The following is an 18,010-nucleotide window of genomic DNA, read 5'->3' on the forward strand; positions in this document are numbered from 1 at the left end:
GGGCTCGGAGATGTGTAAAAGAGACCGGGCCGCGTCGGCGCGCGCCGCGTCCGCGCGGCGCCGCTCGCCGCCGGCCCGGGCAAGCGCGTCGAGTGGGTCGACCACGTCGAGCGGGTCGCCAGCCTCCCGCGCGGTCGCGCGAGCCCCGCCCGCCACGCCATCCCCTCCGGCCACGCCGGCCGAACCGGCCACGCCAGCAGAGCCGGCCACGTCAGCCCGGCCGGCGACGTCAGCTCCGGCGGCCAGGTCGACGGCCGGCCGCTCGGCGCCGGGGCGGCCGTCCGGTGAGTCGACGATCAGCGCGGCCAGGGCCGGGGTGAGCAGGGCGACGATCCGGTCCATCGACGCCGTGTCGACGGGCGGGAAGGGCAGCAGGAAACGGCCGACGAGCAGGCCGATGAGCACGCTGCCGACCAGGCCGGCCCGCAGCTCGGTCTCGCTCCCGGTCAGGGCCTCGGCCAGCGGCGGCGGCGCGTCCTCCGGGGTGAAGGCGCAGCGCACCGCCTCGGCGGCCCGGGTGTGGGTGAGCATCGAGCGCAGCATGGACAGTGTGGCCTCGGGCGCCGCCTCGACCTGGCCGACCACGTGCCGGACCGCCCGCTCGCCGAGCTCCTCGATCGGGCCGTCGACCACGTCGGCCAGGCCGAGGCCGATGTCGGAGGCGGCGTCGAACAGCGCCTCCTTCGTGCCGAAGTGCTGCATGACGAGGGCTGGGTCGACCTCGGCCCTGGCGGCCACCGCCCGGATCGTCGTCCGCTCGAAGCCGCGCTCCCCGAACAGCGACCTGGCCGCGGCGAGGATGGCGGCCCGGGTCCTGCGCCGCCGGTCCGCCCGGCTCCCGGCGTTCTCGGCTTCGGTCACAAGTGTGCTCGGCGTCACAGTTTTACTCACTCTACGTTCGTTGACCAAGGTGCCCGGCAGGCCGTACGGTCGCCCGGACATCTGCTTACCACATGTTGAGTGAAATCTGGGAGCGCTCATGACCCACGCGACGCCGAACGCGCCCGAGCCCCGCGGCCGCCCGGCACCGCCCGCCTGGCTCGTCCTCGCCGTCATCGCCGCCAGCCAGGCCATGGTCGTCCTGGACGTGACCATCGTCAACGTGGCGCTGCCGGACATCGGGTCCAGCCTGGGCTTCGCCAACCAGTCCGACCTGCAGTGGGTCGTCAACGGCTACGCGCTGACCTTCGGCGGGTTCCTGCTGCTGGGCGGCAAGGTGGCCGACCGGTTCGGCCGCCGGCGGCTGTTCTCGATCGGCGTCGGGCTGTTCGGCCTGGCCAGCCTGATCGGTGGCTTCGCCAGCACGCCCGGCCTGCTGATCGGCGCCCGGGCCGTCCAGGGCGTCGGCGGAGCGCTCATGGCCCCGGCGGCCCTCAGCCTGCTCGCGCTGGCCTTCGCCGAGGGAGAGGCCCGCAACAAGGCCCTGGGTATCTTCGCCGCCGTGTCCGGCACCGGCGGAGCGTTCGGGCTGGTCCTCGGCGGCGTGCTCACGGACGAGGCGTCCTGGCGCTGGGTGCTGTTCATCAACGCGCCGATCGCGGTGTTCGTGCTGGCCCTGACCCCCCGGGTGCTCCAGGAGAGCCGGGACGAGGCGGCCGGCGGCTTCGACGCGCTGGGGGCCGTGACGGTCACGGCCGGCCTGGGCGCGCTGGTCTTCGCCCTGGTCCGGGCGAACGAGGCCGGGTGGGCCAGCGTCCAGACCATCGGCCTGCTGGCCGGCGCGGTCGTGCTGCTCGTCGCGTTCTGGGTCCGCCAGGCCCAGGCGCGCAACCCGCTCGTGCCGCTCTCGGTGATCAGGCGGGGCAGCGTCGCCGGGGCCGACCTGTCGATGCTGTTCGTCTCGGCCGCCTCCGTCGGCACCGTGTTCGTCATCAGCCTCGTCCTGCAGACCATCCACGGGTACTCGCCGCTGCGGACCGGCTTCGCGTTCCTGCCGCTGTCGTTCACCATCGCCTTCTCGGCGCAGATCGCCTCCGGGCTGCTCGCGCGGGTCGGCGCCAGGACCCTGACCGTTCTCGGCCTGCTGCTGACCGCGGTGGGCATCGCGCTGTTCGCCCGGATCACGCCGGACAGCAGCTACCTGGGGGTGGTCCTGCCGGCGTTCCTCATCTCCGGGGTCGGCACCGGGATCGCCTTCGTCAGCGTGATGTCGGCCGGCGTGGCCGGCGCGGCCCCGGAGGACGCCGGCATCGCCTCCGGGCTGGTCAACGCGGTCCAGCCGATCGGCGCGTCGCTCGGTATCGCGGCGCTGACCGCCGTGGCCAACGCCCGTTTCGACGCCATCACCTCGCCGACCACGAGCCGGGCGGGGCTGCTGTCCGCCCAGACGAGCGCGTGGGCCTGGGGGTTCGGGCTGATCGCGGCGCTGCTGGTGGTCGGGGCGCTGATCGCCGCGGTCGCGATCCGCGACCCGTCCGCGCCGGCCGTCCCGGTGGCGGATGACACGGCCGGCGAGGCCGTCAAGGCGACCGCCTGACTGACCCCGGGCGGTTCAGGAGGCCGTCCGCTGCCGCCGAGTCCAAGGACTCGCCACGGCCGCGGACGGCCTCCTTCTTTCTGCCGTTCCGCCGGTACCCGCTCCGGTCGCCGCGGCTTTCGACCGAGAAGGCGTCAGCTCGTCACAGCGGGATGTTCGGATGGCGTCCTCGGCGCGCGGGCGCCGCGGCCAGGGCGGCGACCAGCTTGTCCCGGCTGCGGACCGGCTCGATCACCTCGTCGACGAACCCGGCCGTGACCGCCCGCTCCAGCCCGCCCGCCTCGCGTTCGTGCTCGCCGGCCAGCCGGGCGAGCAGCGCCGGCCGTTCCTCGGCGCCGACCGCCGCCAGCTCGCGCCGGCGGATGACCTCCACGGCGGCCGAGGCGCTCATGACCGCGACCTCGGCGTCCGGCCACGCGAAGACGGCGTTCGCGCCCAGCGACCGTGAGTTCATCGCGATGTAGGCGCCGCCGTAGGACTTGCGCAGGATGATCGTCGCCCGGGGCACGACGGCGCCGGCGAACGCGTGCAGCAGTTTCGCGCCGCGGCGCAGCACGCCGTCCCACTCCTGCCGGGCGCCGGGCAGATAGCCGGGGACGTCGACCAGCACCACCAGCGGAACCCCGAACGCGTCGCACAGGCGCACGAAGCGTGCCGCCTTCTCGGCGCTGGCCGAGTCGAGGCAGCCACCGCGGCGCAGCGGGTTGTTCGCGATGACACCGACCGTCCGGCCGCGCAGCCGGCCCAGCCCGATCATGACGTTGGCCGCCCAGCGCGCCTGCAGCTCGACCAGCTCGCCGTCGGCGGTGCCGCCGGGCGGCGGGTTGGCCGGCGGGTCGAGCAGGTCGCGGACGACCGGGCGGACGTCATAGGCCCGGCGGCGGTTGTCCGGCAGACGGGCGGACGGATCCCGCGCCGGCTCGGCAGCCGAGCCGGTACCGGCGGCCGGGCCGAAGACGCCTTGCCGGCCCAGCAGGTCCACCAGTCGCCGGGCCCGGCTCAGCGCCTCGCGCTCGGACGAGGCCGTCAGATGCGCGACCCCCGACCCTCGGCTGTGCGTGTCCGGACCACCGAGCTGGAGCATGTCGACGTCCTCGCCGGTGACCCGGCGCACGATGTCGGGACCGGTCACGAACAGGCGGCCCTCGTCGGCCATGATCACGAGGTCGGTCAGTGCCGGACCGTAGGCGGCCGCTCCCGCCGCCGGGCCGAGGATGACCGAGATCTGCGGGACGACCCCGGACGCCCTGGTCATCGCGGCGAACATCCGGCCGGCACCGTCCAGCGAGGCCACGCCGTCGGCGAGCCGGGCGCCGCCGGAATGCCAGAGGCCGACGACCGGGCAGCCCTCGACGCACGCGGTGTTGATCGCCTCGACGATCCGGTCCGCCCCGGCGGCGCCCAGCGCCCCGCCCATGCGGGTCGCGTCGGTGCAGTAGGCCGTCACCGGCACGCCGTGGATCCGGCCTCGGGCGGCCAGGACGCCGCTGTCGTCCCATGGGCCGAGCGGGGTCAGTGAGCCCGGGTCGAGAAGGTGGCCGAGCCGGGACCGCGCGTCGCGCTGGTCCTCGGTCCGGGCCCGCTGTTCCGGAAGATGGGTAGGGGGCATCGAAGCACCGTCTTCTCACGCTCGAAATCGGTGGCGGGCACGACTGGCATCGCCTGGCTGGCCGGCGCTAGGCCACGGCGCGGACCAGCCCGGGCTGCCGCAGCGGGGTGATGCGGTCGGCGCCGATCTGGGCCCGGCGGGCCGGGTCGGTCACGCCGAGGCCCTCCCGCGGGGCCAGGCAGAGCACGCCGACCTTGCCGATGTGGCCGTTGTTCTGGACGAGCCGCGCGGCCTCGCCGACCTCGGCCAGCGGGTAGGTGGCGCTGAGCGCCGGCTGCAGCCGGCCCAGCGACAGCAGCCGGTTGCACTCGGCCAGCTCCTGGAGGTTCGCGGCGTGGCTGCCGATGATGCGCTTGAGGCGCATCCACAGGTAGCGGTTGTCGAAGGTGTGCTGGTATCCGGTGCTGGAGCCGCAGGTCACCACCGTGCCGCCCTTGCGGACGACGAACACCGAGGTGCCGAAGGTGGCCTGGCCGACGTAGTCGAAGGCGATGTGGGGGTCCTCCCCCACCTCGCGCCGGATGATGCCGCCGAGCCGGCGCCCGACCGCCAGGGTGTCGGCCGGGGTGGGAGCACCCTCGGGCATGCCCAGCTCACGGCGGTCGATGACGACCTCGGCGCCGAGCGCGCGGACGAGGTCCGCCTTGCCGTCGGAACCGACGACGCCGACGGCGATGCCGCCGCCGGCCTTCACGAGCTGGACCGCGTAGGCACCCAGGCCACCGGCCGCGCCCCAGATCAGCACCACGTCGCCCTGCTTCATCCGGGCGCCGCGCTCGCTGATCAGCATCCGGTAGGCGGTGCCGGCGCACAGCGGGCTGCTGGCCGCCTCCTCCCAGGTCAGGTGGGCCGGCTTCGGGAGGAGCTGGGTGGCCCGCACGACCGCGTAGTGGGCCAGGCCGCCGAAGTTGGTCTCGAACCCCCAGGCACGCTGCTCGTCCCCGAGCAGTCCGTCGCTCTGGGTCGCCGGCTCCTCGCTGTCGACGTGCATGGGGCTGGTGACCACGTGGTCACCGACCCGCCAGCGGCGCACCCCGGCCCCGACGCCGACGATCACGCCCGCCGCGTCCGAGCCGACGACGTGGTAGGGCAGGTCGTGCCGGGCCTCCCAGCCGCCCTTGGCGCCGAGCTGGCGCAGGAAGCGGAACGTCGGGATCGGCTCGAACATGGCCGACCAGACCGTGTTGTAGTTGATCGAGCTGGCCATCACCCCGATCAGCACCTCGTCCGGCGCGAGCTCCGGCATCGGCACCCGGCCGACCCGCAGCGACTTCCGGACATCCTTGTCGAACACGTCCGTGAACATCTCGGTGTCCTCGGCACGCAGGTGCGCCGCGAGGTACTCGCTCGGCGGGGCGAAGCGCGCGAGCTCGGCCCCGTCCAGACCGGACACCAACGCCTCAGAAAGCGGGTCCATGGCCTATCCACCCTCCCATTCCGCGCACGCGGGAAATCGGTTCGCCGATGGTCGAGAATTGACGTTAGCCGGCGTAGGATGAATGCCCTACCCCTACCGACCCCTAAGTCGGCGGCGTGATCATTCGGGGCCGGGCGGGCGGCGGATGCCCAGGCCCGCGGGTCAGCCGTCCAGGCAATTCACTGCCCAGATGCTGCGGAAATGTTTCTCAAGAGTGACCCGCGAGAGCGGAATGACACGACAACGAGCAGCCGCATCCCAGGAAAACCCGCTGATCGAATCCTGGATCGCCTGGTCTCGCGCCGACGCCACCCTCCTCGCTCTCCGCGGGAATGATGGCGAACAACGGAGACGCGTCAACCGCCCGTCGCCCCGCGCCACCGGAAACGCGGTGTCCAGCCAAGCAGCGCGCGTGCGGACGTGGTGTCCAGGAGCGCCCGGACCTCAGTCGACCCTGAGCACGACTCGCCGGCGTCGGATCGTGCCAGCCCGGTAGCCGGCGGCCAGCTCGCCGACCTCGTGCCAGCTCACGCTCGGCTGTTCGGCTGGGCGTAGCCGTCCGCCCGCGATCAGCTCGGCCAGCTGCCGGAGGTCGCCGCCGAGCGGCCACTGCCCCCAGAAGCCCTGCACCCGCCGGCGCGCGGGACTCGCCAGCAGGTCCGGCGCGAGGAGCGTCGCCTCGCCGGAGATCGCGCCGACGGCGAGCGCGACCCCGCCCTCGCCGAGCAGCGCCACGGCAGCCGCCAGCACCGCGCCGCCGACGATGTCGATCGCCAGGTCCACCGGACCGGCGACGTCGGCCGCGTCGGTGACGACGGACGCGGCACCGATCCCGCGCAGCGCCGCCGCGTCGCCGGGATCCCGTACGAGCGCGGTGACCCGTGCCCCCGCGAGCGCGGCGAGCTGGACGGCGTACCAGCCGACGCCGCCGGAGGCCCCGGTGACGAGGACGTGCTGGTCCGGCCGCGGGGCGCCCGCTCGGATGGCCTGCACGGCGGACACGCCAGGCAGAGCCGCCGCCGTGGCGGTCGCCGCGTCGACGCCGGCTGGCAGTGCGGCGACGTCGGCCGCGTCACTCACGACCAGCTCGGACCAGGCTCCCGGCGCGGACAACAGGGTGGCGACGCGGGTCCCCGGCGTGAGCGCCGAGCCGGGCCGGCCGGGCCCGGTCGCGACCACGGTGCCGGCCGCGTCGAAGCCCCACACCCCACCGGCACCGAGCATCCGCGGCGCGTACTCGAGGTCACGATCGACGAGCGAGACCGCGTCGACCTGGATCAGGACCTGACCAGGCCCGGCCGTGGGCTCCGGGCGCTGCTCGACGCGCAGCCCGGCGGGCGCGGCCGGGTCGACAACAAGCGATCTCATCAAGGCTCCTCAGCTGGTGAACCCGGCGGCGCCAGACGTCGCGCCACCATCCTCGTTCCCGACCAGTTCTGTTGACTGAACTAGTCAGTTCAACTTCATGGCCCGAACGGTAGCATCCCCGGCGTGGGCAGTCCTGAGGGCAGTTCTGAAGGCATTGGCGGGGAGGCCTTCGCGCGCGGGCGCATCGACAAGCGCCAGGCGATCGTGCGGGCCGCGTTCGACGTCTTCGCGCGGGACGGCTACGCCCAGGCCAGCGTCGACGCCATCGCGGCGGCCGCCGGCGTGGCGAAGCCGACCATCTACAACCACTTCGGCGCGAAGGAGAACCTGTTTCGCGCGGTGATGGCCGAGGTCGGGCGCCGGGCCATCGCGGCGACGCTCGGCACGCTCGACGACTTCCCGTCCGAGCCCGTCGACCTGCGCGCCGAGCTGACGCTGCTCGCCAACCGGCTCACCACCTGCTTCACCGACCCCGTGGCAACCAGCCTGCGCCGGCTGCTGCACGCCGAGATCGTCCGTTTCCCCGACCTGCTCGACGACGTGCGCGCGGGCGCCGCGACCCCGGTCATCGACGCGCTCGCGGGCCGGCTGGCCCGGCTCGCGACCGCCGGCCAGCTGCGGCTGACCGACCCGGTCCGGGCGGCCAACCAGTTCATCGCGCTGATCGGCGACGAGCTCCCGGCCCTCACCGCCCTGGGCACCCGGCCGGCCCCGCGCGACCAGCTCGACGCGGTCATCACCGCGGGCGTCGACACCTTCCTGCGCGCCTTCGGCACCGCCCCGGCCAGCTGAAGCACACCAGACCCAAGCCGCGGCCAGCGCTAGTGCCGCCTCCGGCAAGGTTCGCCCGTTCCCGGCGTCCCCATGATCGGCGTTTCGGCCCTCCAGTGGCTGTTACCGGGTCTGTTTCATAGCCACCAGAGGGTGAAAACGGCGATCAAGGTGACGGACAGACCTTGGCGGTCACGGCACCAGAGGTCAGTCGCGCTCGGGCGCTCTGACACCGCGGCGAGCGTGGCCAGAGATGGCGTCAGGCGTATTTCGGCCGCTTTGAGAAGCGGATGACTCAGCCAATGGTGACGGGCGGCGCCATGCTCCGACGAGCCAGGTTGGCCGGCCGGGATGAAGTCATCGAGCACGATCGTCTCGCTCAGGTTGGCCAGTCGAATTGCGATTCCGGGATGCCGTGTACGCGGGCATACTCCTCGGCCTCGGCCCGCCCATCGCGGTCGCCCCGCCGGCAACGGATGACCCGGTTGGGGAACACGATGAAAGTTTCCTGGGCGCTATGCAGGTCCCCGTACCACCGGGCGCGTCCCGGTTCCTCCCGCATGATCGCCGTTTTGGCCCTCCGGTGGTTGCGATCGAGCCCGGAACACAACCACTGGAGGGCTCAAACGGCGATCATCCGGGCCGGGCCGGCGGCTCGTCTCCCATACGGCGATCATCCCAATCGGCCACCTGACGGGCCGGTCGGACCACCGAGCCTCGCGGACGCCGCGCTCCGAGATCCGGGCGTGCACCGCCGACGGGCCAGGGCCAGCCGTCGTCCGGTCAGAGCCGCAACAGACCCGCGGCAGTCGGCCGGAACCCGCATCGCGCGTAGAAGAGATCCAGCTGGGGTTCGTAGTCGACGTGCAGCCATTCGGCACCGTGAGCCTGGGCCTCGGCCGCGGCTGCTCGAACCAGCCGAATCCCGAGCCCCTGGCGGCGTTCGTCCGGGTGCACGGTGGTGTCCAGAAGGAAAGCGTGCACACCACCGTCACCCACGACGTTGACGAATCCGACGAGCCGCCCACCGCGACGTGCCGCGATCCACGTCAGGCTGCGGGCCAGGATCGGCGCGAACGACGTTGGCTGACGGTCCGCCCACGCCGCGCCAAACAGTTCGTTGAGCTCGGCGTCCGAGAGATCGGGCCGCACGAGCAGCACCGTGCCGCCGGCCTGAGTCGGATCACCGGGCGCCACGCAGCGCAGCATGCCACGTGCCGCGCCGGTTGGATGCCCAGCCACCAGCCAGCCCGGCGGCTCGCCATTCCGGCCGCCGAGCACCCCTCGACGATCGTCATTGACTGCATTAGAGTCACTCACTGACAGATCGACGTCGAGTGACAGGAGGCGGTCGCGATGGGTCGGAAGTGGTGGGCGCTCGGCGGGGTCGCGGTGGCGGTGTTCGTGGTCGGCCTGGACGGGACGGTGCTGTCGGTGGCGCTGCCGGTGCTCGCGCCGAGGCTGCACGGCTCGGCCACGGATCTGGTGTGGTTCTCCTCGGCGTACCTGCTGACCTGGGCCGCCGCGATGCTGCCGCTGGGCTCGCTCGGCGACCGGTACGGGCGGCGCCGGGTGATGATCGGGTCGCTCGCCGCCTTCGGGGCGACCTCGGCCTGGGCGGCCTGGTCGGGATCGGCGGGGATGTTCATCGCCGCACGCGCCGTGGGCGGGATCGCCGGGGCCGGCATCGTGGTGATGGCGATGTCGGCGGTCACGGTCATGTTCACCGAGGAGGAGCGCCCGCGGGCGGTCGGGGTGTGGGCCGGGGTGAACTTCCTGGCGCTGCCGACCGGGCCGATCCTGGGCGGCTGGCTGCTCGACCGGTTCTGGTGGGGCTGGGTGTTCCTGATCAACGTGCCGGTCGTCGTTATCGCCCTGGTTGCCGTGGTCATGCTGGTACCCGAGTCCCGCGCCCCGAGGCAGGGCCGGCTCGACCTCGTCGGCATGGTGCTGTTCGGCGCGGGACTGGCCGGACTGGTCTACGGGTTCGCCGAGGCCGGCACCCGTGGCTGGGCCTCGGCGGTCGTGATCGCCGCGCTCGCCGCCGGCACGGTCCTCCTGACGGCCTTCGCGGTCCGGCAGCGCCCGTCGACCCCCGGCCCGGCCACGACAGCGGCGACGACCACGACACCGGCCTCGGTCCGGGTGCGGGAGCCGCTGGTCGACGTCAGCCTGTTCCGCATCCCCGAGTACGTCTGGGGCACGGTCCTGGCCTTCCTGTGCTCGCTGGCGATGATCGGGCTGCTGTTCACGCTGCCGCAGTACTTCCAGGCCGTGCTCGGGGTCGACTCGATCGGCTCGGGCCTGCGCCTGCTCCCGCTGCTCGGCGGGCTCGCCGTCGGCGCGGCCGGAGCCGAACCACTCGCGAAGGCGATCAGCGCGAAGGCGGTGCTCGCCGGCGGCTTCGCCGTGATGGGCGCGGGCCTGATGGTCGGGGCGGCCACGGACATGTCCAGCGGCCTCGGGTTCCTGTCCCTCTGGACCCCGATCACCGGCGTCGGGATCGGCCTAGTGATCGCCACAGCGACCGCCGCGGCTCTCGGGCGCATCCCTGTCGCCCGGGCCGGCACGGCGTCGGCCCTCATCCAGGCGTTGCAGGACGCCGGCAGCCCGTTCGGCGCCGCCGTGCTCGGCACCGCCGCGCTGGCCAGCTACCGCGGGCACCTCGACACCACCGGACTGACCGCGGCTCAGGCCCGGGTCGCGCGTGGCGGGGTCTTCGACGGCGCGGCGCTGGCCGACCAGGTCCGCTCCCCCGCCCTGCTGGCCGGCGTCCGTTCGGCGTTCGTGAACGGCGTCGACACCGCTCTGCTGCTCTGCGGTGGGATAGCGTTCGCCGGGGCGCTGCTCGCGTTGCTGGTGTTCCCGCGACGGGCGACCATCGCCTCGTCAGCGGCCCCCGCCGTTGAAAGCCACGCCGACGAGCCGCTGGCGTCGTCGCTGGTACCGCGGCAGTCGGGTGTCGCCCAGCCGGGCGCCGCGGCGACGATCGAACCAGCACGTGGTGACGCCGTTGGCGATGGGAGCGCGTAGTTGTCGCAGGATCGGCCGTCGTGGCGCCAGACGCAGACGATCGCGCTCAAGCAGGCGATCCAGGCGACCGCGCTGCGCCTGTTCGCCGAACGCGGCTACGCCGAGACCACGGTCGGCATGATCGCGGACGAGGTCGGGATCGCGTCGCGGACCTGCTTCCGGCACTTCCCGACCAAGCCCGACCTCGTCCTGTGGGACGCGGCCGACTACGACCTGCTTGCTCATTTCCGCGCCCGCCCCGCCGGCGAGGGCGTCCTGACGGCCTTCCGCGCGGCCCTGCGCGCCGGCTACGCCACCCTGAGCTCCGAGCAGCGTGACCTGGAGCAGCACCGCACCAAGCTCATCGCCGCGATACCCGAGGTCCGCGCGGCGCACCTGGATCACCTCACCTCGGCCCTGCGCGAGTTCACCCTGGCCGTGGCCGAGCGGGCCGGACGGACGCCGGACGACGGCGACGTCGTGGCGGTGAGCGGCGCCATCATCGGCATCCTGATGATCAGTCAGCTCCCCGCGGTCGAGCGATCCTCGCCGGATCCGGACCCGGCCACGGTGCTCGACGATGCCCTGGCCCGGCTACAGCAAGGATTCGGCGCCCTCTGACCAGGACGCGCACGGATCTGTTTGTTGACAAACCCAACCGAGTTGGTTGACTATCGGCATCGTGTCGACGATTGAGTGCCGCGCGGGCCTGACCCTGCGCCGTTGCGTCGACTTCGAGCGCGTCAGCAGCGCGCTGTGTTCGGGCTGACGACCGACCTCGCCCCGACACTCTGACCCCTGGGCCAACCAAGGCCCCTAAGGCAGCTGGCCGTTGTGCCGCGTGCCCCCTTCTCGCATGTCCACCTGCCGTACCCCACGCCCTAGCCCCGTCGTGGTCGGCGCCTGTCCTGCTGCCTGAAATGGATCTCCGTGCGTTCACGCCTCGCTTTTCGCGCCGCCTGCGCTTTCGTCGTCGCCGCCTCGCTGACCGTGGGCGCCACGGCCTGCAAGAGCGGTGCGTCGACCCGTTCCGGTGACAGCGCACCCGCCTCCGCCACGGCCACCCAGGTGGCCCTGAGCACGACCATCCCGGCCGGTACGACCCTGCGGGTGGGTGACCAGCTGGACTTCCTGAAGAACCTGCTGCAGCTGTCCGGCCAGGACACCAACTTTCCCTACAAGGTCGAGTACTCGACCTTCATCGGCGGCCCGCCGATGCTGCAGGCCTTCGAGGCCGGAGCGCTCGACACCGGCTTCGTCGGCAGCACTCCGCTGATCTTCGCGCAGGCCGGGAAGCAGGGGCTGCACGCGGTGGCCGGCTTCCAGTACAAGACGGGCAGCTACCAGCTCGTCAGCGCGCCCGGCCACACCGACATCACCGGCTGGGCGTCGCTGAAGGGCAAGAAGGTCGCCTACCAGAAGGGCACCGCGGGCGAGGCCGTGCTGCTCCAGGCCCTCGACAGCGCCGGGCTGAAGCTGTCCGACGTCACCTCGGTCGACATCCCGCAGACCCAGGTCGCCGCGGCGCTGCAGAGCGGCTCCGTCGACGCCGGCCTGTCGATCGAGCCGCTGACCAGTGCGTTCCTCGCCAAGAACCCCACCGCGAAGAACGTGGCGACGACGACGGCGCTGCCTGACCGGTCGAACTTCGTCATCGCCAACGACGCCACGCTCGCGAGCCCGGCCAAGACCGCCGCCGAGGCCGACTACATCACCCGGCTGGTGAAGGCGTGGGCGTACCTCGGCGAGCACCCGGGCGTCTACACGAACGCCATCTACGTGAAGCTGTACGGCCTGACCCCGCAGCGCGCGAACGAGATCGTCGCCGACACCGGCACGCCTACCTTCTTCCAGCTCCCCGGTGGGATCGTCGCTCCGCAGCAGCGGCTGGCCGACCTCTTCCAGAGCGCGGGCGAGATCCCGGCGAAGGTCGACGTCTCCGAGGAGTTCGACTCCCGGTTCAACCAGGTCGTCGCGAAGGCCCAGGGCCAGTGACGGTCACCGAGACCGGCCAGGCGCTGAGCGCCGAGCCCGTGACCGCCAAGCCGGTCCTCGCGGCCGCCGCACCAGCGCGCGGCCTGGTCCGGCTGCCGACGCGCCGGCCCGACGAGGCAGCCGGCTCGCGCTGGCGGGTTCCCCGTGGCGTCGAGCGGCTGGCGGGGGTGGTGCTGCTGTTCGCGGGCTGGCAGCTGGCGTCGAGCGCCGGCTGGCTCAGCCCGCGGGTGCTCGCCGGCCCGTCCGCGGTGGTCACCGTGGGCTGGGACCTCGCCAGGGACGGCACGCTGTGGGCGGCCCTCCAGGCGTCGCTGTGGCGGGTGCTCTGGGGACTCGGCCTGGGCGTCCCGATCGGCGTGGTCCTCGCGCTCGCGTCCGGGCTGACCCGGGTCGGCGACGACCTGGTCGACGCGAACATCCAGATGCTGCGCTTCGTGCCGATCATCGGCATCCAGCCGCTGCTCATCCTGTGGCTCGGTCTCGGCGAGACCGCGAAGATCAGCCTGATCGTGATGGGTGTGGCGTTCCCGATCTACGTGAACACCTCGGTGGCCATCAAGTCGCTGCACCCGGGCTATCGGGAGCTCGCGGACGTCGCCGGGCTCGGCCGCGCCGGGCTGATCCGTCACGTGGTCATCCCGGGCGCGCTGCCCAGCTTCCTTGTCGGACTTCGGCTCGCGGCGGCCGTGGCCTGGCTGCTGCTGGTGTTCGCCGAGCAGCTGAACGCCCACAGCGGGATCGGCTATCTCATGATCCGCGCGCAGACGTTCTTCCAGTCGGACGTGATCGTGCTCTGTCTCGTCATCTACGCCCTGCTCGGCCTGATCACGGACGGGCTGATCCGACTTCTCGACAGGAGGGTCCTGCGGTGGCAGCCGGGACGCTGATTGCACGCACCACGGGAGCGGCCCAGGACGCGGCGGGCACGACGTCGGCGGCCGCTGACGCCGGCTTCGTCACGCGGAACCTCACCCGGTCGTTCGGGCCGCGCCAGGTACTGCGCGGCATCGACCTCGAAGCCGCGCCCGGCCAGTTCGTGGCGTTGCTCGGCCGCAGCGGCTCCGGCAAGAGCACGCTGCTGCGCGCCCTGGCCGGTCTCGACTCCGAGGCCGGAGGCGAGATCCTCGTTCCGGAGCGCCGGGCCGTCGTCTTCCAGGACCCGCGGCTGCTGCCGTGGAAGAGCGTGCTGGACAACGTGACCCTTGGTCAGCGCGGCGCGGCGGCGGCCGAACGCGGTCGCGCGGCGCTGGACGAGGTCGGGCTCACCGGCCACGAGCGGGACTGGCCGAAGACCCTCTCCGGCGGCGAGGCGCAGCGGGCGGCGCTCGCGCGGGCCCTCGTCCGCGAGCCCGCGCTGCTCCTGCTCGACGAGCCCTTCGGCGCGCTCGACGCCCTCACCCGGATCAGGATGCACGCGCTGGTGCAGGAGCTGTGCAGCCGGCACCGGCCGACCGTCCTGCTCGTGACCCACGACGTCGACGAAGCGGTCCTGCTGGCCGACCGGGTGCTGGTCCTCACCGACGGGCACATCTCGCTCGACGTCCCGGTCGAGCTGCCCAGCCCTCGGCTGCGCGGCGACGGGGCCTTCACCGCGTTGCGTTCACGGCTGCTGCGCGAGCTCGGCATCGACGAGAGCGCCGCCGGCGCCCACGCGCCGTCCGCGCAGGTACCGCACTCCGGCTGAACCGAGCGGCCGCCTGCCCGCCAGCGGCGTCCCACCCTCGACCCACCTTCGCAAGGAGACCTGCCATGACCATCACCGCGCCAGAAGCCCCAGCCGCCGCCCCGGCACTCGACGTCCCCTTCGAGGTCATCCCGCTCTCCGGCAACCTCGGGGCCGAGATCCCCGGCCTCGACCTCCGTGCCCTCGACGACGACACGATCGCGGCGGTCCGCGCCGCCTGGCTGCATTACAAGGTGGTCTTCTTCCCGGGCCAGGACCTGACCCCGCAGGACCACCTCGCCTTCGCCCGCCGCTTCGGCGAGCCGACGGAGGGCCATCCGGTCATCCCGGGCCTGCCCGACCAGCCCGAGGTGTTCCAGATCGACTACACCCAGGCCAGGGAGCTGGCGGCGGCCTACGGCGACGTCAGCGACGTCTCGCGCGGACTGCACTGGCACACCGACGTGACCTTCGTACGGCGCCCGCCGCTCGGCTCCATCCTGCGGGCCGTCGAGGTTCCCCGGGCCGGCGGCGACACGCTGTTCTCCAACCAGGAGGCGGCCTTCGACGACCTCAGCCCGGCGCTCCAGGAGTTCCTGAGCACGCTGACCGCCGTGCACGACGGCCAGGACCAGTTCAAGGTCATCCTCGACCTGATCGGCGAGGGCACCTGGGAAGGCAAGACCTTCACGAAGCTGGAGCCGGTCGAGCACCCGGTCGTGCGTACCCACCCGGAGACCGGAAAGCGGTCGCTTTTCGTGAACCCGGGCTTCACCTCGCGCATCAAGGAGCTGAAGCGCACCGAGAGCGACGCGCTGCTCGCGTACCTCTTCCAGCATTCGGTGCGCCCGGAGTTCACGGTGCGCTACCACTGGCAGCCGGGGACCATCGCCTTCTGGGACAACCGGGCCACCCAGCACGCCGTCGTCGGCGACTATGGTGACCACCGCCGCGTGATCCAGCGCGTCACCCTGCGCGGCGACGAACCCCGCTAACGCTCGAACACGCGGCCATTCCCGGGCGGAGTTGCCGGGCTGTTCTCCGGCGCGCACGTCGTCTCCTTCGTCTCGTTCCCTGAAAGGGTTCTCATGCTTCGCCCTCGTCCGCGCCGATCGCGGTCGTTCGCCGTCGTCGCCGCCACTGCCACCGCGGCGGCGGTTCTCGCGCTCGCCGCGTGCGCCTCCGACGCCTCGCCGACGGCCGCCGCGCCGTCGCCCGGCGCGACCGGGATCGCCGCGCTGCACCTGGTACACCCGGGGCAGCTGACCGTCGCGACGGACTCGCCGGCCTATGACCCGTGGTTCTCCAACAACGACCCGGCCAACGGGCTGGGCTACGAGAGCGCCGTCGCCTACGCGGTCGCCGGCCAGCTCGGTTTCACCAAGGACCAGGTGAAGTGGGTGAGCGAGCCGTTCGACAAGTCGTTCGCGCCCGGCGCCAAGAACTTTGACTTCGACGTCAACCAGATCTCCATCACCGCCGACCGCAAGCAGGCCGTCGACTTCAGCACCGGCTACTACGACGTCGCCCAGGCGATTGTCGCGCTGAAGTCCAGCAAGATCGCCGGGGCGAAGTCGCTCGCCGACCTCAAGGACGCGAAGCTCGGCGCCCCGGTCGGCACGACCAGCCTCGATGCCATCACCGAGAAGGTGAAGCCGACGACGCCGGCCGCCGTGTTCAACGACGTCAACGACGCCAAGAGCGCGCTGGAGAACGGCCAGATCGACGGCATCGTCGTGGACCTGCCGACCGGCTTCTACCTGACCGCGGCGGAGATCGACAACTCCGTGATCGTCGGCCAGTTCCCGTCGACCGGCACGCCGGAGCAGTTCGGCCTGCTGTTCGAGAAGGGAAACCCGCTGGTCAAGAACGTCGACACGGCCCTCGCGAAACTGACGGCCAACGGCGACCTGGACACCCTGCAGAACCGCTACCTGGCCAGCGCCGGAGCGCCGGTGCTCAAGTAGCCGGCATCTAGTAGACATCGTCGGGTGAGCGCAGGAGCGAGCCCGGCCGCGGCCCAGGAACCCCCGAAGCAGGGGGCCGGGACGCGGCCGGGCGGAGCGGCAGCCGTCGGGACCGATACGCCAAGGAGGGTGGCCTGGGTCGCGAGTGAGCGCCAGCAGGCGCGGGACCGCTATCGGCTGCGGGCCCGCCGGCGCTCGGTGGTGATCGCGGCCGTCAGCACCCTGGTCCTCGCGGCGGTGCTCGTGCTCGGAGTCGGGACCAGCTCGGGGTGGCCGCTGGTCCGCGCCCGGTTCTTCTCCGGCAGCGAGATGGCCGACGCCTGGCCGGCTGTCTCGCACGGGCTGCTCGTCAACCTCCGGCTCTTCGTGGTCTGCTCGGCCGCCGCGGGGGTGTGTGGGCTCCTGCTGGCCCTGCTGCGCACGGTTCCCGGGCCAGTGCTGTTCCCGCTGCGGGTGCTCGCGGCGGCCTACACCGACCTGTTCCGTGGGCTGCCGGTCATCCTCGGGCTCTATCTGGTCGGCTTCGGGCTGCCCGCGCTGCGGCTGCAGGGCACGCCGCGCGACCCGGTGGTCCTCGGCGGCATCGCGCTCACCCTGACGTACACGGCCTATGTCGCCGAGGTGATCCGCGCCGGCATCGAGTCGGTGCACCCCAGTCAGGTGGCCGCCGCCCGTTCACTCGGCCTGTCCTATGCGAAGACGATGCGGTTCGTCGTGCTGCCGCAGGCGCTGCGCCGGGTCGTACCGCCCCTGCTCAACGACGCGATCAGCCTGCAGAAGGACTCCGGTCTCGTGTCCGTGCTCGGCGTCGTCGACGCGGTTCGCGCGGCGCAGATCGCCACGTCCGCGCACTTCAACTACTCGCCCTACGTGCTCGCCGGCCTGCTGTTCCTGGCGATCACCATTCCGCTGACGCGGATTACCGACTATCTGGGAGCCCGCACCGCCCGCCGCCGAGGGGCGGACCACCGTGGCTGACCTCGCCGACGCGCCCACACCGGTGCTGTCCGTGCGCGGGCTGCGCAAGGTGTTCGGCGACACGGTCGTGCTGCGCGACATCGACTTCGACGTGCTCCCGGGCCAGGCGGTCGTGCTCATCGGCGGCAGCGGCTCCGGGAAGTCGACACTGCTGCGTTGCCTCAACCTGTTGGAGACCGTCGACGACGGCGACATCCACCTGGACGGCCGGGAGATCACCGACCCGCGGGTGGACGCCGACGAGGTGCGCCGCCGGATCGGCGTGGTCTTCCAGGCCTACAACCTCTTCCCGCACATGACCGTGCTGCAGAACGTCACCCTCGCTCCGATCCGGGTGCACCGCCGGCCGCGGGCCGAGGCACGCGACCGGGCCCGCGAGCTGCTCACCCGGATCGGCCTCGCGGACAAGCTCGACGTCTACCCCGACCGCCTGTCGGGCGGCCAGCAGCAGCGCCTCGCCATCGTGCGCGCCCTCGCCGCCGGCCCGGCGCTGCTGCTCCTCGACGAGATCACCTCGGCGCTCGACCCGGAGCTCGTCGGCGAGGTGCTCACCCTCGTCGGCATGCTCAAGCGCGAAGGCCTCCCCATGGTCGTCGCCACCCACGAGATGGCCTTCGCGCACGAGATCGCCGACGAGGTCCTCTTCCTCGACGCGGGCAGCATCGTCGAACGCGGCACGCCGACCCAGGTACTCGACAACCCCCGTGAGGCCCGGACCCAGCAGTTCCTCGCCCGCCTCCCCGCCCACTGACCC

The 18,010-nt window shown here is 72.5% G+C and carries 17 protein-coding genes; 11 read left to right on the forward strand and 6 right to left on the reverse strand.

Going from position 1 to position 18,010, the window contains the following annotated elements; genetic code table 11:
- Nucleotides 1-891, reverse strand: an 891-nt coding sequence (locus I6A60_RS25625) for a TetR family transcriptional regulator (RefSeq protein WP_203055715.1), incomplete at its 3' end; no start/stop codon positions are given.
- 88 nt (nt 892-979) lie between these two features.
- On the opposite strand from I6A60_RS25625, the gene I6A60_RS25630 reads away from it, so the two are divergent.
- The gene (locus tag I6A60_RS25630) at nt 980-2,476 is read left to right on the forward strand and encodes an MFS transporter (protein ID WP_203017277.1); all 1,497 of its coding nucleotides are present in this window, start codon (nt 980-982) and stop codon (nt 2,474-2,476) included.
- A 142-nt stretch (nt 2,477-2,618) separates the two neighbouring features.
- Here I6A60_RS25630 and I6A60_RS25635 read toward each other — a convergent pair whose 3' ends face one another.
- The 3 genes from I6A60_RS25635 to I6A60_RS25645 form a co-directional block, all read right to left on the reverse strand.
- Nucleotides 2,619-4,085 (reverse strand): acyl-CoA carboxylase subunit beta, encoded by a 1,467-nt coding sequence (locus I6A60_RS25635; protein ID WP_203042538.1) that lies wholly within the window; start codon nt 4,083-4,085, stop codon nt 2,619-2,621.
- Nucleotides 4,086-4,152: 67 nt separating this feature from the next.
- Entirely contained in the window at nt 4,153-5,502 is a 1,350-nt protein-coding gene (ccrA, locus tag I6A60_RS25640; protein WP_203042539.1) for a crotonyl-CoA carboxylase/reductase, read from the reverse strand.
- Between the two features lie 444 nt (nt 5,503-5,946).
- Nucleotides 5,947-6,870, reverse strand: coding sequence for a zinc-binding dehydrogenase (locus I6A60_RS25645; RefSeq protein ID WP_203023366.1), 924 nt, complete (start codon nt 6,868-6,870; stop codon nt 5,947-5,949).
- Nucleotides 6,871-6,993: 123 nt separating this feature from the next.
- Here I6A60_RS25645 and I6A60_RS25650 point away from each other — a divergent pair, with 123 nt between their 5' ends.
- A complete protein-coding gene (locus tag I6A60_RS25650; protein WP_307873866.1) occupies nt 6,994-7,662 on the forward strand; it encodes a TetR/AcrR family transcriptional regulator in 669 nt (222 codons plus the stop codon).
- A 116-nt stretch (nt 7,663-7,778) separates the two neighbouring features.
- Here the strand turns inward: I6A60_RS25650 and I6A60_RS25655 are convergent, their stop codons facing one another.
- A complete protein-coding gene (locus I6A60_RS25655) occupies nt 7,779-8,009 on the reverse strand; it encodes a hypothetical protein (protein ID WP_203023367.1) in 231 nt (76 codons plus the stop codon).
- A gap of 415 nt (nt 8,010-8,424) precedes the next feature.
- Nucleotides 8,425-8,850, reverse strand: a complete 426-nt coding sequence (locus tag I6A60_RS25660) for a GNAT family N-acetyltransferase (RefSeq protein ID WP_238436237.1) — start codon at nt 8,848-8,850, stop codon at nt 8,425-8,427.
- Between the two features lie 147 nt (nt 8,851-8,997).
- On the opposite strand from I6A60_RS25660, the gene I6A60_RS25665 reads away from it, so the two are divergent.
- The 9 genes from I6A60_RS25665 to I6A60_RS25705 all read left to right on the forward strand — a co-directional run bounded on the left by I6A60_RS25665 (nt 8,998) and on the right by I6A60_RS25705 (nt 18,007).
- Nucleotides 8,998-10,674 (forward strand): MFS transporter, encoded by a 1,677-nt coding sequence (locus tag I6A60_RS25665; RefSeq protein WP_203023368.1) that lies wholly within the window; start codon nt 8,998-9,000, stop codon nt 10,672-10,674.
- On the forward strand, nt 10,675-11,274 hold the full coding sequence (locus tag I6A60_RS25670) for a TetR/AcrR family transcriptional regulator (protein ID WP_203023369.1): 600 nt from the start codon (nt 10,675-10,677) through the stop codon (nt 11,272-11,274).
- Between the two features lie 309 nt (nt 11,275-11,583).
- Complete coding sequence (locus I6A60_RS25675; RefSeq protein WP_203023370.1) at nt 11,584-12,648, forward strand: ABC transporter substrate-binding protein; 1,065 nt, start codon at nt 11,584-11,586, stop codon at nt 12,646-12,648.
- Nucleotides 12,645-13,535: an ABC transporter permease gene (locus I6A60_RS25680; protein WP_307873868.1), complete on the forward strand. Its 891-nt coding sequence runs from the start codon at nt 12,645-12,647 to the stop codon at nt 13,533-13,535. Before I6A60_RS25675 ends, I6A60_RS25680 begins: the two co-directional genes overlap by 4 nt.
- Nucleotides 13,517-14,332, forward strand: a complete 816-nt coding sequence (locus I6A60_RS25685; protein ID WP_203023371.1) for an ABC transporter ATP-binding protein — start codon at nt 13,517-13,519, stop codon at nt 14,330-14,332. Before I6A60_RS25680 ends, I6A60_RS25685 begins: the two co-directional genes overlap by 19 nt.
- Nucleotides 14,333-14,397: 65 nt before the next feature.
- On the forward strand, nt 14,398-15,306 hold the full coding sequence (locus I6A60_RS25690) for a TauD/TfdA family dioxygenase (RefSeq protein ID WP_203023372.1): 909 nt from the start codon (nt 14,398-14,400) through the stop codon (nt 15,304-15,306).
- A gap of 93 nt (nt 15,307-15,399) precedes the next feature.
- Nucleotides 15,400-16,278: an ABC transporter substrate-binding protein gene (locus tag I6A60_RS25695; RefSeq protein ID WP_203023373.1), complete on the forward strand. Its 879-nt coding sequence runs from the start codon at nt 15,400-15,402 to the stop codon at nt 16,276-16,278.
- Between the two features lie 129 nt (nt 16,279-16,407).
- Nucleotides 16,408-17,256, forward strand: coding sequence for an amino acid ABC transporter permease (locus I6A60_RS25700; RefSeq protein WP_307873869.1), 849 nt, complete (start codon nt 16,408-16,410; stop codon nt 17,254-17,256).
- Entirely contained in the window at nt 17,249-18,007 is a 759-nt protein-coding gene (locus I6A60_RS25705; RefSeq protein ID WP_307873870.1) for an amino acid ABC transporter ATP-binding protein, read from the forward strand. The genes I6A60_RS25700 and I6A60_RS25705 overlap by 8 nt, the downstream gene beginning before the upstream one ends.
- Nucleotides 18,008-18,010 lie beyond the last annotated feature (3 nt).

Source organism: Frankia sp. AgB1.9 (genome assembly GCF_016786355.1).
In the GTDB taxonomy this organism is placed as follows: Bacteria; Actinomycetota; Actinomycetes; order Frankiales; family Frankiaceae; genus Pseudofrankia.